Here is a 15,841-nt window from a genome sequence, read left to right as displayed (position 1 = left end):
TGCTCTTTGTGTTTTTTGGGGCTTTCGGATGTATGTTTACCGGCGCACATCAGATCGCACCGCAAAATATATCTCATAAAGAATGGAAATATTGGATGCTGACTTTAGCCGGGTTCTGGATCGTATGCTGTGGTGGTCTAGCTGCACTGACATTTTTATAAGGCGTCATAATGGGGGAGAACAGCAATTAGCTTTATGGACAAGGTTTATATGGAAAGTCTTCCAATGGTTCTCCGGAATGATCTTTCGTTATAATATTTTGCAGCAAACCAAATGAAGAGTGGTAAAACATATGAAGAAAAATATCAGTATTCTTGTGGCTGTCATTGGCGTATTTGCCGGTCGAGCCTTGGCGAGTCAGGGAAATACGGATATGGAAGTCATTATATTAATTTTAGCGGCATTGCCCGTACTTTCTTTTGGTGTCTACGTCTATAAAAAACGCATACCTGGTTCTTTCTTATAGGAGGCATCTTACTGTTTGGCTGCCTACCCTTCATCAATAAATTGGGGGACATTGGAAAAGTTTCTCATGTCATGTTTTTTGGGGCATTTAGCGTTGTATTTTTTGCGTTTTGTATGGCTATCGGTTGTCTGTTCACCGGCTGCTGTCAAATCTCACCGCACGCTATATCCCGGAAAAAATGTAAATATTGTCTCATAGGATTAGCCTTAACGTGGGGGCTATGCTGCGGAGGTGTAGCAGCCGTGTTGTTTCTATTGGAACCGCCGAATAGATAGAGTGTAGAATTATCTTTATTGATAGGCTTATTCAGAGCAATCTTAAGGAGACTTTCGGAACGATTCTTTCGGTAATCTAAACGGAGGAGAGTAGGTAATTGTGAAAAGAAATATCGGTATTTTTTTCGCCGTCATTGGCGTATTTGCAGGTAGAGCCGTGTCAAGATGGGGAAATTCGGAGCTGCAGCTCATAGTATTTTCTTTGGCATTTCTAGGGATACTTCTTTTTGGGCTCTATATTTACAAGAAAAACCATAATTACTTTTTACCATTGGGATGCGTGTTGCTGGTTACTTGTCTGCCTCTTCTTGAAGTGCTGCAAGACAGCATAAAATCTTCTGAAGTTACCTTTTTTTGTGTCTCTAACGGGGTGATCTTTCTTCTTTGTTTTGCTGTTGCTTGCATGATTACCGGTGCACATCAGATCGCACCGCAAGATATATCTCACAAACAATGGAAATACTGGATGATGGCTTTAGCCGGGTTCTGGCTCGTATGCTGCGGCGGCGCAGCGGCACTGACATTTTTATAAGGCATTATAATGGGGGAGAACAGCAATTAGCTTTATGGACAAGGTTCATATGGAAAGCCTTCAATGCTTCTCTGGAATGATTTTTCATTGTCTATGAGGGTAAGCTTATGAACGTTGGGACGTACAAGCGTATCATGGGATCGAAACTTGCCGCACTGAAAAAGTAAACGGTACAACTAAAAAAGCCGACGATGCTCCACACAGCTATGCAGCCTCGTCGGTTTTTTGAGTGCCTTGTATCCTAAAAAATATAGAAAATATATTGCTCTCCTAAATAAAATAAAAGAAAGAACCAATATCTTTAAGGTAAAAATAACAGGACTTATTATATTTTATAATAATAAAGCGGGAAAATAAATCTGTATAGTAATACTGGCAAGGAGGAATTGAAATGAACGATAATAATAACGACAATTCCTATGGCGGCTACGGCAGCAACGATGCCGATTCCGGCGACAATTCCTATGGCGGCTATAGCGGTGATGATGTAGGCAACGGTTACGGAAGCGATGATACGAATGACGGCTATGGCGGTTACAGCGGCGGTAATGATGGCGGTGACTATGGTGCAGACAACGATTCGTCCGAGGGCTATGGCGGCGACGGCTGGGGCGGTACCGGAGACGATGCCGATGGCGGCTGGGGGGATATCGGTGAGGAAAATGGCGGATATGGCAACGACGATTCCGACGACAATTCCTATGGCGGCTATAGTGGTGATGATATAGGCAGCGGCTACGGAAACGACGATACGAATGACGGCTATGGTGGTTACAGCGGAGATGATGACGGCGGCTATGGCGCAGACAACGACTCGTCCGAAGGGGTTGGCGGTTGGGGCGGCTTTGGTCAAGAGGTCGACAGCGCCGAACTCTCCGATGAAAACGATAGCAGTTGGGGTGGCTTTGACGACGATGCGGTCGGCGGTTGGAGCAATGATGGGGAAGAAACCGGCGGCTGGGGCGGCATCGGTAGTTGGGGCGGCTTTGGTCAAGAGGTCGACAGCGCAGAGCTCTCCGATGAAGACGACGGCAGTTGGGGTGGCTTTGATGACGATGCAATCGGTGGCTGGAGCAGTGATGGGGAAGAAAGCGGCGGCTGGGGAGGTATCAGTAGTTGGGGTGGCTTCGGTCAAGAGATTGACAGCGCAGAACTCTCCGGTGACAACGATGGCAGTTGGGGTGGATTTGACGACGATGCGATCGGCGGTCGGGACGATGATGGAGAAGAAAACGGCGGCTGGGGAGGCATCAGCAGTTGGGGCGGCTTCGGTCAAGAGATTGACAGCGCAGAACTTTCCGATGAAGAAGACGACAGTTGGGACGCCTTTGACGATGATGCGATCGACGCATGGAGTGGCTTCAAGGATACTGATATGGAGACCACGGAAACTTATGGAGCAGCTTTAGCGGCGACCTCTTGGGCGCCTTCTAAAGATGAGACCTCTTTGGCAAAGAACAGTATCGTTGCCATAGATAATAAGATGATAGATGCCATGCTTGATGAAGCGAGTAGTTCCAAAGGAATTGCGCGAGGTTCTTTGTCAAAGGCGGTAAGCAAGGCGGGACCTGCATCCGTTCTGTTTTCTGCCAATGACATCTACAATGATTTGGCTGGACATCAATATAATGATATGACGACAGGATACAAGGCAGCTGCTATTGATATCGGTGCCTTCGCGACAGGAGCCGTTCTAGTTGATGCAATAGAAACTGTAGCTGCTGCAGTGGTAGCAGCAGCGCTTGCGCCGGAAGCTGCTGTTGCCGTAGCAAGTTTGGGCTTGATTGCCTATGTCGGATATAAAATAGATAAAGTCGTGGATATCACAAAAGCACAAGTTTGTGACGAACCAAACGAAGGGCAATAAACTTTATGAAGAAAGAAAATAGGATACTTTTGCTTGTCGGCGGGCTGCTTGTCGGTCGAGCCTTAGCGAGATGGGGCAATACGGATCTGCAGGTCATAGTATTGTCTTTGTCGTCCGTAGTTGTATTGGCTTTTGCTGCCTATATCTATAAGAAAACACATAATCTGCTTTTTCCTCTGGGGTGTATACTGTTACTTTCTGGGGTGCCCTTCCTTGAGTTGGTACAGGATAGTGTAAAGTCCTCGAATCTTATGCTTTTGGGAGTGTTTAGCGGGGTGTCCTCCCTTGGCTGTCTTGCTTTTGCCTGTATGATTACCGGCGTTCACCAGATGACGCCGCAAAATATATCTCGCAAACAATGGAAATACTGGATAATGACTTTAGTTGGGCTCTGGCTCGTATGCTGCGGCGGTCTGGCGGTGCTGATATTTCTATGAGGAAGTGCATAGCGAGAGGATAGATCGGTGGGGATAACAATAAACTTCATGAATCGGTTTATACGGAAAGATTTCCAATGGTTCTCGGGGGCGATCCTTCGTTATAAAGTATATTTGGCGGAGATCGTCATGGCAGCCTTTCTGTTCCAGCTTCTTGGATTGGTCGTTCCGCTGTGCACGCAGGTCATTATCGACAAGGTGATTGTCAACCGGGGGCTCGTTACCCTCAACGGTCTGGCGATAGGCATGGTCATCGTTATATTATTTCAGTTGATCATGGACAGTATGCGCCGGTACCTCTTTTCTCATACAACGAATAAGATTGACATTATTTTGGGGACTGCTTTGTTCCGTCATTTAATGCAATTACCTCTGCAATATTTTATACGACGGCGTGCCGGGGATATCCTGATGAAGGTTTCCGCGCTTGAAAATGTGCGCGAGTTCCTCACGAAGACGGCGATCAATGCATGTATTGATATCGTATTTTCGGTAGTATTTTTTGCCGTTATGTTTTACTACAGCTTTACGCTGGGGCTGATTGCGCTGGCAGCCGTACCTGTGCAGATTGCACTGAATGTATGGGGGGCGCCGCGCTATCGAAAAAGAATTACGGATGCATGGAATTATGAGGCACGCAATCAATCATTCCTGGTTGAGGCTGTCGCGGGCATAGATACTGTCAAGGCACTGTCTCTGGAGCCGCGGTTTCGCTATCATTGGGAAGCTATGTTGAGCCGCAGCGTATGTAAGAACCTGGATGCCGCTCAAATGGGGGCAGGACTAAATGAAGGCGTTAGCCTGGTGCAGCGTGTGACTAGTTATCTGATTATCTGGGCAGGCGGCGTTATGGTCATCTCTTCCTCCCTGACAATCGGTCAGTTTATTGCATTCCAGATGATTGCCAATCAAGCAGCAGCACCGATCCTGCGGTTAGCGCAGGTCTGGCAATCCTTCCAGCAGATGAAATTATCCATGGAGCGGATCGGCGATCTGATCCATGCGGAGCGTGAACCCGGCTGGGATACCGGCACGGCGTCCGGCGCTCCTAGTCGCGGCGATATTGTCTTTCAAAACGTCTCGTTTTCATATGAATCCAAGGATCCTCCGGCGCTAGACGACGTATCATTGCATATTAAGCCCGGACAGCGGATCGGCATTGTCGGTTGTTCCGGATCAGGGAAAAGTACCATCGCAAAACTGCTGGATCGTCTCTATCTGCCTCAAGAGGGGCATATCTTGTTGGATGGGCAGGATATACGGGAGCTGTCTCTTTCCGCTCTGCGGCAGCAGATTGGTATTGTGCTGCAGGAAAACAGATTATTCCCCGGTACAATCAATGAAAACATCTCCTATGGAATGCCCCATGTCGATCCGGATGCCATTCAGGCAGCTGCTGCACTTGCCGGAGCGGACGAGTTCATTCGCGAACTGCCGGAAGGATATGATACGGAGCTGACGGATGACGGCAGTAATTTGTCGGGCGGGCAGCGGCAGCGTATCGCGATTGCCCGAGTACTGCTGCGTAAGCCGAAAATTTTGATTTTTGATGAAGCGACCAGCGCACTGGACTATATATCGGAGCGTATTGTCATGCAAAACATGTCCCGGATAGCGCAGGGGCGCACAACGCTCATCATTGCACATCGCTTAGCCAATGTCCAAGGATGCGATATGATCTTTGTTATGGATCATGGGCATGTTGCAGAGAAGGGAACACACGCGGAGCTGATGGAGAAAAACGGCGCCTATCGTGCGCTATGGGACGCACAAAAAGGATAACGAGAAAGAATTCCTGCCGCCGGGTATTCTTTTTCGGAATATCCGGAACAATGGGAGTATCATGGAGAATTTTATGTTCGATTGGCTGAAGAGAAAGAGAAAGAATCTTCCCCGACTGAAAGAAATAGAAAACTATTCTGCACGGGAAGCGGAGTTCCTCCCGGCAGGGCTTGAGGTCGTAGAGACACCGCCCACCTATGCCGGGCGTATTGCTGTTTGGACAATAGCGGCTTTGATGGCAGCGATCTTACTCTGGGCTATTTTTGGCACGGTGGACGAAGTAGCGGTTACCACCGGAAAAATCATCCCCGACGGCTATGTACGTACATTGCAGGCTTACGACAAAGGCATTGTGAGGACAATATATGTAACCGAAGGTCAGAAGGTCAGCAAAGGCGATGTGCTTATGGAGCTGGATCCGACGATATCGGAAGCCGATCTGGCTAAGGTAAGAAAGCAAGCCGCCTACGCTCGCCTTAGACTAGAGAGACTGCAGGCGGAAAAAACCGGGAGTTCCTTTCATCCGGATAGGAACAGTACCGATTTAGACGAAAAAGAGATTTCGTCAGAGCAGGCTCTTTTTGCCAGCCGGGAAACCGACTACCATACCCGCCTATATGCAGCTCAGCAGGAAGCAGCAAAAGCCGAAGCCGAATTACGGAGTTCAAAGATCGACCTGGATAAACTCCGATCTTTATATGCGATAGAGGCGGACAAAGAAAATCGTTATGCCGCCCTTGTAGATGAGGCCGCTATTGCTGAAATTTCCCTGATCGATCAGCGTGGAAGACGCATTGCGGTGGAAGAAAGCGCAAACGAGCAGGAGGAAACTGTATCCGGGAACAGCGCAGCGCTTTCTAAAGCAATATGGGATCTTGCGAATGTGAAGGCAGAGCGGCAATTGAGTATTGATCAGGAGATCGATCAAACACAGCAGGAATTGTTCCAGGCAAATGAGGAGCTAAAAAAGGCTGCCGAGCAGCATGAACTCATCAAGATACTGGCTCCTGACGACGGTTATGTAAGCAATCTGCAGGTGCATACGCTTGGCAGTGTCGTAACGACCGCACAGGCATTAATGGAACTGGTGCCGGAAGGAACTCGGCTAGAAATTGAGACATGGGCTCAAAATAAGGATATAGGCTTCCTGCAGGAAGGGCAGGAGGCGGATGTCAAGATCGAATCATTTGATTATCAAAAATACGGCGTTGTCTCTGCAAAACTGACTAATATCAGTCCAAACTCTATAGAGGATCCGGAGCAAGGTCGTGTGTACCGCCTGCTTTTGACACCGGAAAAAGATACCATAGACATCGAAGGAAGGAAAGTTCCTCTGTCCAGCGGAATGAACGTTACGGCAGAAATAAAAACGCGTAAAAAACATATATACGAGTTTTTCCTGGAGCCGTTCAAAACCTATAAGAGTGAATTTTTGAGGGAACGATAAGCATGCGACAACGTGCACAAGAAATGGAAGATCCCGCGCTGCAGTGCCTGGTTGCCGGGGCTCGACTGGTGGGAGTCAATATCAATGCGAAGCAGCTTCGTCACTCCTATGTTTTCTCAAATGCTGCTATGGATGAAATAGCTGTTGTCAGAGCAGCACGGGAACTCGGGCTGCGCGCCGGTATACTTTCTTATGCCGAGGAAAAGCCGCTGCCCATGATACCGTGTCCGGCGATCGCTCCCCTGCAGGACGGGAGTTCGATCCTTCTGTTGGGGCAAGACGGCAGTCAGCTGCAATGCTGGATTCCCCAACACAATAAAATTATGCTGATCAGCGATGAGCAATTGCGTCAACGCTGGAAAAGGCAATTAATCCCGATCGCAAAGAAAGACGCGTCGGCTTCCCCGGTTGAAAAGCTTGACTGGAAATGGCTGATCCATGCTGCCTCAAAGTATAAAAAGGGCTTTGGAATCGTTTTGATATTTTCCGTCTTTATGCAGGGATTTAATATCATAGCGCCGCTTTTTATGCAGGAAACGATCAACTATCTCCTGGTACATCATAGCCTGGATACGTTGAATGTATTGGCGTTTGGCATGATATGCGCCTGCTTTTTCCGCGGCTGGCTGGCCGTATGGCGACGATTTATCATGAATCATTATGCCAGTAAGCTTGATACCGTGCTCAGCGCCAAGCTTTTCTATCATTTACTGCGTTTGCCCCTCAGCTTTTTTGAGCGCATGAAAACCGGCGATATTATAACGAGAATGCGCGAACTGGCTAGTATACGCCGCTTTGTGGTAAGCGCAGGTCTTACTGCGCTGCTTGACGTGCTTTTCGCTGTGATATATTTGGTAATCTTGTTCCTGTATAATACGCAGCTGACCTTGATAACTCTTGTCGCTTTGCTTTGTTTTATCATCATAAATCTAGTGCTGACGCCATATTTGCGCCGCAGGCTAAAGACTAAATTTCAGGTTGAAAGCCGCAAGCAAGGGTTTCTGTTCAATATATTACGCGGCATGGAAACGATCAAGACCTTGTCTGTCGAAAAGAGCTGTCGTCAACGCTGGGATGAGCTCATGGCCGCGCAAGTGAGAGCTTCTTTTGCCATTGATAATATAAACAATGCCGGCAACAATCTGGCTCGCACGATACAACAGCTGACGATCGTTGCGATCCTTTGGTTTGGCGTGCAAGAAATCATGGATGGAAATTTTACCGTTGGGGAACTTGTCGCCTTCCAAATGTATACCGGCTATGTGATCTCACCCATTGTGCGCCTGTCGAATATGTGGCAGGACTATCAACAAACAAAGGTATCCCTGCACTATTTGGATGACATTTCCATGGAGCCGCCGGAAGATACGCTCAATGCTAAAAACCTAACAACACCTACGGTCAAAGGTGATATTAGATTCGAAGACGTGAGCTTTCGCTATCCGGGAGCCGCGGGGGATAATCTGTCGCATATTGACTTACATATACCGGCCGGAGGAAAAATCGGTATCGTCGGTAAATCCGGATCCGGGAAAAGCACATTAGCAAAACTTATACAGCGATTTTACCTGCCCAGCCGTGGAAATATACTGCTCGACGGTCTCGATGCTGCCAATATAGAGACATCGTGGCTGCGTCAGCAGATGGGCGTCGTCACCCAGGATACAAAACTTTTTCGCGGCACGATACAAGAAAATATTGCACTGCCGAAAAACGGCGCCTCTCATGAAGAAATCAGAAAAGCCTCGATCATTTCCGGAGCGGACGCATTCATCCAAGAGTTACCGCAGAGATATGGTACTCTAGTATCGGAAGGCGGCAATACTCTTTCCGGAGGGCAGAAGCAACGTGTTGCGATTGCCAGGGCGCTTATCAGAGATCCGCAGATCTTGATTTTTGATGAGGCGACAAGTGCGCTTGATACAGAGTCGGAACAGCTGCTGCGCCAAAATCTCCAACAGATTTCTGCCGGACGTACTCTTTTGATGATTGCACATCGATTGAGTATGGTGCAGGACTGCGACTGTATCATCTACATGGAAAATGGCCGCATATTGGAACGCGGTACCCATGATGCCCTCATGGAGAAAAAGGGAGCTTATTATCACCTGTATTGCCAACAAGCAGGATAAAAATACGCATCGGAATTTCTGAGAAGAGATGAAAAACGGGGCTGTAACAAAATATTCCAAACAAAAAATGGGCATCGTCATGCGGTGCCCAATTTTTGTGTTTTTCTCTGACGAGGTCTATTCTTCAGCGGTCTCCGCTTCAAGATAGATATCGACGCATGCCTTCGGCGAGACACGCACCTCTGTGCCTGCGAGGTCGATGATCGCCGTATGGTCGAACGACTCAAAGCCCTTGACAGTGAACGTTTGACCCAGCGCGAGACCAATGTGTTCGACGTATTCGAGGAGCGCCGTATTGTCCGGGATGCGCCGCATGGTATAGGTGATGCCGGGCGTACTCTCTGAGAGTGGTACGAGCCCTGCAAGTTCCTCGGCCCGGTTGGCGAAGATCGCACCGCCGTGCGGACATGCTGCGGGGCGGTGGAGGAAGTCGTTGAGCTTTTCAAAGAGCTCGTCGCTCGTGACGTTCTGGAGGGCACTTGCCTGTGCGTGGACGTCCTTCCAGTTGAAGTTCAGTGTTTCGGTGAGAAAGTATTCCCACAAGCGGTGTTTTGAGATGATGCGCTTGGCCGCGGCTTCCCCCGCGTCCGTGAGCGCAATGATATTCTTGCCGGGCGCGAGAATGCCCTCCGTCTGCATCTTTTTGATGAGTTCGGTGACGAGCGAGGGTGAGACAGAGAGCCATTGACTCAGCTCCTTGTTCGTTGCCTTCCCTTGACGCCGGTTCATCTTAAAAATCGCAATGATGAACTCTTCCCACTGCGGTTGTATTTCCATACCCATGTTGATTCCCCTAAATATAATATCTGCTGCACAGCATCCGGTAAGTCTCCGCGCCGCGCTCGGTCAGGAGGTAATAGTCGCCCTCACGTTCCAGCTCCCCTTTTGAAAGCAGTGCGTTTGTGACCGCTCGGACACGCGCCGCTCCCCATTTGAGGTGATTTCCGATCTGGGCGGCGTGGTTCTCGGGGCTGTGCAGATCCTCCGCCGTATGCTTGCCGATATGGAGGATGAACAGTTCTTCGCGGAGCAATTTCCTGTTCCGTGCGCGGCGGATGTATGTCGTGACAAATCCCTTCGGATTGACGAGCAGAGCGAGCATATAGACGAGCGTATTGACGACCGCACACAGACCCGCAATAGAGGCGTTCGTATGTACGGCGATTTCATAGCCTATGATACTGTTTATCATACTAAAAATCACAGAAATAATCAAAGTCTGTGTTAAATTTTTTGTGAAAAGGAGTGCCGTCGCCGCAGGTGCGATGAAAAATGAGATGACGAGGATCGAGCCGACCGCGTCGAATGCGGCGACCGTTGTGAGCGACGTAAGGGACATGAAAGCGTAAAAGAGAATGCCCGTCGGGACGCCGATGAGTTTTGCATATTCCGTGTCAAAGGTGGAGACTTTCATCTCTTTGTAGAATACGGCAATAAAGGCGATGATGCCGACGAGTAGCCCGCCCATTTTAAGCGCAGCTTTCGGAACCTCAATGCCGCCGATCTGTGCGGTGTTCAGCCCCGAGTAAATGACTTCGCCCATGAGCACCATATCGGTGTCGAGATGAGCGTTGCCCGCAAATTTACTGATGAGAATGACCGCAATGGCAAAGAGCAGCGGGAAGACGACGCCGATGGCATCGTCGTATTTGACAAGGTTCGTCTTGCCGAGCAGCTCGACGAGCGAGACGGTTACAACGCCCATAACGGCGGCGCCCAATAAGAGCCACGGAGAACCGAGGTCATAGGTTAGAAAGAATGCGAGCACGATCCCGAGCAGGACGGTGTGACTGATTGCATCCGACATCATCGACAGGCGGCGCAGGATGAGGAACGTGCCGAGCGCGGAACACGCGGCGGCGGTAAGGATCAGTACGAGCAATGCGTCATCCATGATCTTCCCTCCGATTGAGCAGACTGCCAAGGATGCCTTTGGGACCGAGCAGTATGGAAAAAAATGCGATGAGACATGCGACGAGAATGATGCATGGGCCTGTGGACATCCCCTGCTGTGCCGTACTGATATAGGTTCCGATAAAGGCGGAGGCTGCGCCGATACCGCTGCTGATGAGGAGGACATGTAAGAAGTTGTTGGACCATTGATTTGCGGCAACGCACGGGATGATGAGGAAAGAGCTGATGAGAATCGCGCCGACCGCCTTAATGCCGATGCCGATGACCGAGATTGTCATGACGAGCAGGAGGACGTTCAGCAGGCGGCAGGGGAGTCCTGCGACGCGCGCGTATTCGGCGTCAAAGACAAAGAGCTTTAGTTCCTTATAGAATGCGAGGAGGATGAGGAGGCAGAGGAGCGATACGCCGGTAATGAGCATGACATCGACCTCGAGCATATATGCCGCCTGTCCAAAGATATAGGTGCCGAGCCCTGCCTGCGATGCGCCGGCATAGTCCGGATTGCCCTGAATGAAGCTCTTGAGCGCCATGCCGAGCCCAAAGAAACCGGAGAGAAAGATCGCAAGGTTGGCATCAAGACCGAGACGCTTATCCTCATGCGCGAGCTGGATCAGGGCATAGCTCGCCGCACCCGCTGCGATCGCCCCGCAGAGGAGGATGACGGGGCTGCGTGTGGCAAAGACCATATAGGCAAGAATGATGCCGGGAAATGTCGAGTGTCCGATGGCATCGCCGATGAGACTTTGCCCCTTGTAGACACTAAACGCACCGACAGAACCGGCGGTAATCGCGAGCACAACGCTGCCGAGTGCGATGATTTGAAAGGTGTAATTGAATAAAATGTCCATCGCTTACTCCTTCATCCGATAGGCGCGGGCGAGGGCGGCATCCTTGTCGAGACGCGCCATATAGTCACATGCCTTGACCGTGCGGTTGAGGACGATGAGGAAGTCGAAATAGCTGTCGAGCGTGCTGAGGTCATGGTGTACGGCAATGACGGTTTTGTGTGCGCGCTGCAGATCCATGAATTTATCCATAATGATGCGTTCCGTCGTTTCGTCGACGCCTGCAAGCGGCTCGTCCATGATGTAGAGATCGGCGTCCTGTGCGAGAGCACGCGCGATAAAGACGCGCTGCTTTTGCCCGCCGGAGAGCTCGGAGATTTGGCGGCCGGCGTAATCAACCATCTTCATCTTTTCAAGGGCATCAAGGGCAAGCTCTTTGTCCAGTTTTCCGGGGCGCCGCATCAGACCGATATGCGCGTAACGTCCCATCAGCACGACATCAAAGACCGTTGTCGGGAAGTCCCAGTGTACCGAGCCTCGTTGGGGAACATAGGCGATGCGCTTGCGTACCTCATCAAGAGGATGCCCCCATAGACGCACCTCGCCTGAAACCGGAGCGAGGAGCCCTAGAATGCCGCTGAGCAGCGTGGACTTGCCTGCGCCGTTGGGCCCCACGATTGCACAGCGTACCTCTCCCGGAATATCAAGATCGATGTCCCAAAGTACGGGCGTCTCACGATACGCCATCGTAAGATCTTCCACATGGACGACACTTTTATTTTTATCCATCGCGTTCCTCCTTGAACAAAAAGAGGCGGGATCTTTCCCGCCTCCGGCAAAAATTCTTACTTCAGATGGCTGACGATCAGATCGACATTGCTCTTATACATATCGATGTAAGTGTCGCCCTTCTGTCCGGCGGGTGCGAGTGAATCGGAGAAAAGTTCGTTGCCTTCGCCGCCCACGATCTCAACGTCAAAGCCCTTCGTTTTGCAGACCTCCTGCAGTTTCTTCATGCGCTCCGGATTCGTCGTGCTCTCTGCGAATACCGCCTTGACTTTATGCTCGACGATGAAGTTCGCCGTCTTTTCGACGTCCGCGTTCGCAACCTCGGAATCGGTGCTGACGCCCTGCGGTGCAACGACGTTCATGTGATAGCGATGCGAGAAATAATTGAACGCGTCATGCGGCGTGACGAGATTGCGCTGTCCCTCCGGGATGGTCGCGATTTTTTCCTTGATCTCATTGTCGAGTGCATCGAGCTGACCAAGGTACTTCTTGAGATTTGCCTCGATGTCTGCTTTGTGATCGGGGAGGAGCTTTTCAAGCTGCGCGGCGGCTTCTTCCGTTGCCTTTTTATAGAGTGCGACGTCAAACCAGAAATGTGGATCGACAATGCGCTTGCCGTCCTCCTCCATGTAGTTGATTTCGCTGTCCGTGAAATCCTTCGTCACAGCGGCGCCCTTCTTTTCGAGCACTTCCGCCATCTTGCCCTCGAAGTGCAGACCGTGATAGAGGAGAAGATCCGCTTTCTTGATCTTCTCGAGGTCGGCAGGCTGGGCCACATAGAGATGCGGATCCTCACCCGCCGGGATGATGAGCTCGATGTTCACATAGTCGCCTGCGAGCTGCTTCGTCATATCCTCAAGGAACGAGGTCGTGACCGTGACCGTTTTCTTTGCATCCGCCGGCTTATCTCCGGCGCTTTTATCCGCAGAAGTTCCGCCGCATCCGCTCACAAGGGACGCGAGGAGAAAACAACATGCGAGAAGTACATAAACAAAACTTTTTTTGTGCTGCATGGGCTGCACCGTCCTTTCTTTTTTCAGATTATAGCGATATTTTTTTGATTTGTAAATAAGAAATTCATATTTATAAAAAATATTTTTTACAACAGAAAATATGGGAGAGAAGCAAGCCGACATACATAAAATTGGGGCAGGACGTGAAAAGAATCATGTCCTGCCCCAATTTGAGTATGCAGTGTCATTTAGATGATGAAACGGGAGCCAGTGTTCCTGCAATCCGTGCTATATCCTTCGGCAGGGGAGATGCGACGGTGAGCAATTCCCCCGTGTGCGGCAGGCGTAGGGAGAGCCGTGCGGCGTGGAGGGCGTGACGTGCGATCTCGTCCGTGTTGCCGCCGTAGAGGTCGTCGCCGAGCAGGGGGTGTCCGAGATGCGCGAGATGCACGCGAATCTGATGCGTGCGCCCGGTCTCAAGAGAGAGCCGCAGGAGGCTGTATCTCTCGGTCGCTGTTTCTGTCGCGTAATGCGTCCGGGCGGGTTTTCCGTCCGGCGAGACGCGGCGCAGGATGATGCTCGGCAGGGCGCGCGCGATGGGGGCGTCGATGATGCCTGATGCGGGCGTTAAACGTCCCTCAATGAGCGCGAGGTATGTGCGGCGTACGGCGTCCCGATGCTTCGTAAAGTAATACTGCACCTCGGGACGCTTTGCGATGAGGAGCAGTCCCGTTGTATTGCGGTCGAGCCGGTGACACGGGTGAAAATCAAGCGTGTCGCCGCGCGCCGCATAGCGTCCAAGTACGGCGTTCGCGATCGTGCCGCGTGTTTCCTGCGTCGTCGGATGAACGAGCATTCCGGCTGGCTTATCGATGATGAGCAGATCGTCGTCCTCGTAGGCAATCGCGAGCGGGAGGTCTTCGGGGACAACGCTAGAAACAATAGGAAGCGCATAGGAAAGCACATCCCCGTCACGGACGGCGGTGCGCGCCGCGATGGCGGGGACGCCGTTGTGCGAGAATGTGCCGCTGTGCTTGATGCGTTTCCAGAGACCGCCGGAGACGCCGCATTTTTTCGTGAGATATGCTTTTGCAGGCATCTCTTCACCGGGCGGCAGGGAGATGTGAATCTCCGTCATTCGCCTGAGATTTGCCGCGAACGGCGCAGTGCGAAGATGATGCGGAAGGAGACGGAGAGGATGATGGCGATGACGGTTGCGAGCGACATGCCGCGCAGGGTGACGGTGCCGATCGTCAGGCTTGCCGTCGAGACGCCGACGCCCATGACGATGGAGGTGAGGAGGAGGTTCATCGGATTGTTGTAGTCCACCTTTGCCTCGACGAGGATACGGATGCCCGAGGCGGCAATGACGCCGAAGAGCAGCATCGAGACGCCGCCCATGACGGGCGTCGGGATGCTCTGGATGAGCGCGGCGAGTTTGCCGAGACACGAGAGCAGGATGGCAAAGACAGCGGCGCCGCCGATGACCCATGTGGAGTAGACTTTCGTGATGGCGAGGACGCCGATGTTTTCCCCGTACGTTGTGTTCGGCGTCGAGCCGAAGAACCCGGAGAACACGGTCGAGATGCCGTTGCCGAGGAGCGAACGGTCAAGCCCGGGGTCTTTTGTGAGATTGCGCCCGATGATATTGCCCGTGACGATGAGGTGACCGATGTGCTCCACGACGACGACGATGGAGGCGGGCAGGATGATGAGGATGGCGCGCAGATCAAATTCCGGTGTGTAGAGCGTCGGGATGGCGAACCACGGCGCGCTTTCCACATTCGAAAGATCGACGATCCCCGCGGCGAAGGCGATGACATAGCCGAGCACGACGCCGATGAGGATGGGGATGATGGAGAGAAAGCCGCGGAACGCGATGGATGCAAAGATGGTAATCGCAAGCGTTGCGATGGAGACAAAGATGACCGTGGGATCGGTCTTGTCTCCCGTGAGTCCCGCCATGCCCGCCGCCGTCGGCATCAGCTCGAGTCCGATGACCGCGACGATTGCGCCCATCGATGCGGGCGGGAAGATGACGTCGATCCAGCTCGTCCCCGCGGTATGAACGAGGAGACTCACGAGACAGAACACGGCGCCGACGACGATGAATCCGCCGAGCGCAGCCTCGTAGCTGTACTCCGAGAGCACGAGAAAGACCGGCGAGAGGAACGCGAAGCTCGAACCGAGATACGCGGGGATTTTCCCCTTGCAGAGAATCAGATAGAAGAGCGTGCCGATGCCGTTGAAGAGCAGTACCGTTGCCGGATTCACATGAAAGAGAATCGGGACGAGCACCGTCGAGCCGAACATCGCGAACAGATGCTGCAGGGACAGCGGGATCGTTTGGAGGAGCGGCGGGCGCTCCGTCGTATCGATGGTTTTTTGTGACATGTGGGAATCCTCCGTTTTCGATGAAGAATAGGACGAGTATTATATATGTTTCCAATCAAATAATTTAG

The 15,841-nt window shown here is 51.4% G+C and carries 14 protein-coding genes; 7 read left to right on the top strand and 7 right to left on the bottom strand.

From position 1 onward, the window contains the following. The first annotated feature begins 292 nt into the window (after window positions 1-292). The 7 genes from K341_RS12785 (at window position 293) to K341_RS0106845 (ending at window position 8,938) form a co-directional block, all read left to right on the top strand. Complete coding sequence (locus tag K341_RS12785) at window positions 293-466, top strand: hypothetical protein (RefSeq protein ID WP_169713241.1); 174 nt, start codon at window positions 293-295, stop codon at window positions 464-466. Between the two features lie 375 nt (window positions 467-841). Further along, complete coding sequence (locus K341_RS0106870; RefSeq protein WP_026762303.1) at window positions 842-1,273, top strand: hypothetical protein; 432 nt, start codon at window positions 842-844, stop codon at window positions 1,271-1,273. A 391-nt stretch (window positions 1,274-1,664) separates the two neighbouring features. After that, window positions 1,665-3,140, top strand: a complete 1,476-nt coding sequence (locus K341_RS0106865) for a hypothetical protein (protein ID WP_009350734.1) — start codon at window positions 1,665-1,667, stop codon at window positions 3,138-3,140. Between the two features lie 5 nt (window positions 3,141-3,145). After that, window positions 3,146-3,577 carry a hypothetical protein gene (locus tag K341_RS0106860; RefSeq protein WP_009350735.1) on the top strand — a complete coding sequence of 144 codons (432 nt, stop codon included), beginning with the start codon at window positions 3,146-3,148 and terminating at the stop codon, window positions 3,575-3,577. 114 nt (window positions 3,578-3,691) lie between these two features. Then, a complete protein-coding gene (locus K341_RS0106855) occupies window positions 3,692-5,359 on the top strand; it encodes a peptidase domain-containing ABC transporter (RefSeq protein ID WP_162141744.1) in 1,668 nt (555 codons plus the stop codon). Window positions 5,360-5,432: 73 nt separating this feature from the next. Then, window positions 5,433-6,806 carry an HlyD family type I secretion periplasmic adaptor subunit gene (locus tag K341_RS0106850; protein WP_211221211.1) on the top strand — a complete coding sequence of 458 codons (1,374 nt, stop codon included), beginning with the start codon at window positions 5,433-5,435 and terminating at the stop codon, window positions 6,804-6,806. 2 nt (window positions 6,807-6,808) lie between these two features. Beyond that, the gene (locus tag K341_RS0106845) at window positions 6,809-8,938 is read left to right on the top strand and encodes a peptidase domain-containing ABC transporter (RefSeq protein WP_037349496.1); all 2,130 of its coding nucleotides are present in this window, start codon (window positions 6,809-6,811) and stop codon (window positions 8,936-8,938) included. A 117-nt stretch (window positions 8,939-9,055) separates the two neighbouring features. Here the strand turns inward: K341_RS0106845 and K341_RS0106840 are convergent, their stop codons facing one another. The 7 genes from K341_RS0106840 to uraA all read right to left on the bottom strand — a co-directional run bounded on the left by K341_RS0106840 (window position 9,056) and on the right by uraA (window position 15,773). After that, entirely contained in the window at window positions 9,056-9,715 is a 660-nt protein-coding gene (locus tag K341_RS0106840) for a metal-dependent transcriptional regulator (RefSeq protein ID WP_026762300.1), read from the bottom strand. Between the two features lie 16 nt (window positions 9,716-9,731). Next, entirely contained in the window at window positions 9,732-10,832 is a 1,101-nt protein-coding gene (locus tag K341_RS0106835; protein ID WP_026762299.1) for a metal ABC transporter permease, read from the bottom strand. Then, window positions 10,825-11,700 (bottom strand): metal ABC transporter permease, encoded by an 876-nt coding sequence (locus K341_RS0106830; protein ID WP_026762298.1) that lies wholly within the window; start codon window positions 11,698-11,700, stop codon window positions 10,825-10,827. The genes K341_RS0106835 and K341_RS0106830 overlap by 8 nt, the downstream gene beginning before the upstream one ends. Window positions 11,701-11,703: 3 nt before the next feature. After that, the gene (locus K341_RS0106825; protein ID WP_026762297.1) at window positions 11,704-12,426 is read right to left on the bottom strand and encodes a metal ABC transporter ATP-binding protein; all 723 of its coding nucleotides are present in this window, start codon (window positions 12,424-12,426) and stop codon (window positions 11,704-11,706) included. Window positions 12,427-12,482: 56 nt separating this feature from the next. Beyond that, window positions 12,483-13,439, bottom strand: coding sequence for a metal ABC transporter solute-binding protein, Zn/Mn family (locus tag K341_RS0106820; RefSeq protein WP_026762296.1), 957 nt, complete (start codon window positions 13,437-13,439; stop codon window positions 12,483-12,485). Window positions 13,440-13,623: 184 nt separating this feature from the next. Then, window positions 13,624-14,517 carry an RluA family pseudouridine synthase gene (locus tag K341_RS0106815; RefSeq protein WP_026762295.1) on the bottom strand — a complete coding sequence of 298 codons (894 nt, stop codon included), beginning with the start codon at window positions 14,515-14,517 and terminating at the stop codon, window positions 13,624-13,626. Next, window positions 14,514-15,773 (bottom strand): uracil permease, encoded by a 1,260-nt coding sequence (uraA, locus tag K341_RS0106810; RefSeq protein WP_026762294.1) that lies wholly within the window; start codon window positions 15,771-15,773, stop codon window positions 14,514-14,516. Before uraA ends, K341_RS0106815 begins: the two co-directional genes overlap by 4 nt. Between the last annotated feature and the right edge of the window lie 68 nt (window positions 15,774-15,841).

The sequence above is a fragment of the Centipeda artemidis DSM 19719 genome, from assembly GCF_000426665.1.
In the GTDB taxonomy this organism is placed as follows: Bacteria; Bacillota; Negativicutes; order Selenomonadales; family Selenomonadaceae; genus Centipeda; species Centipeda artemidis.
This window is presented reverse-complemented; position numbering and strand designations above follow the sequence as displayed.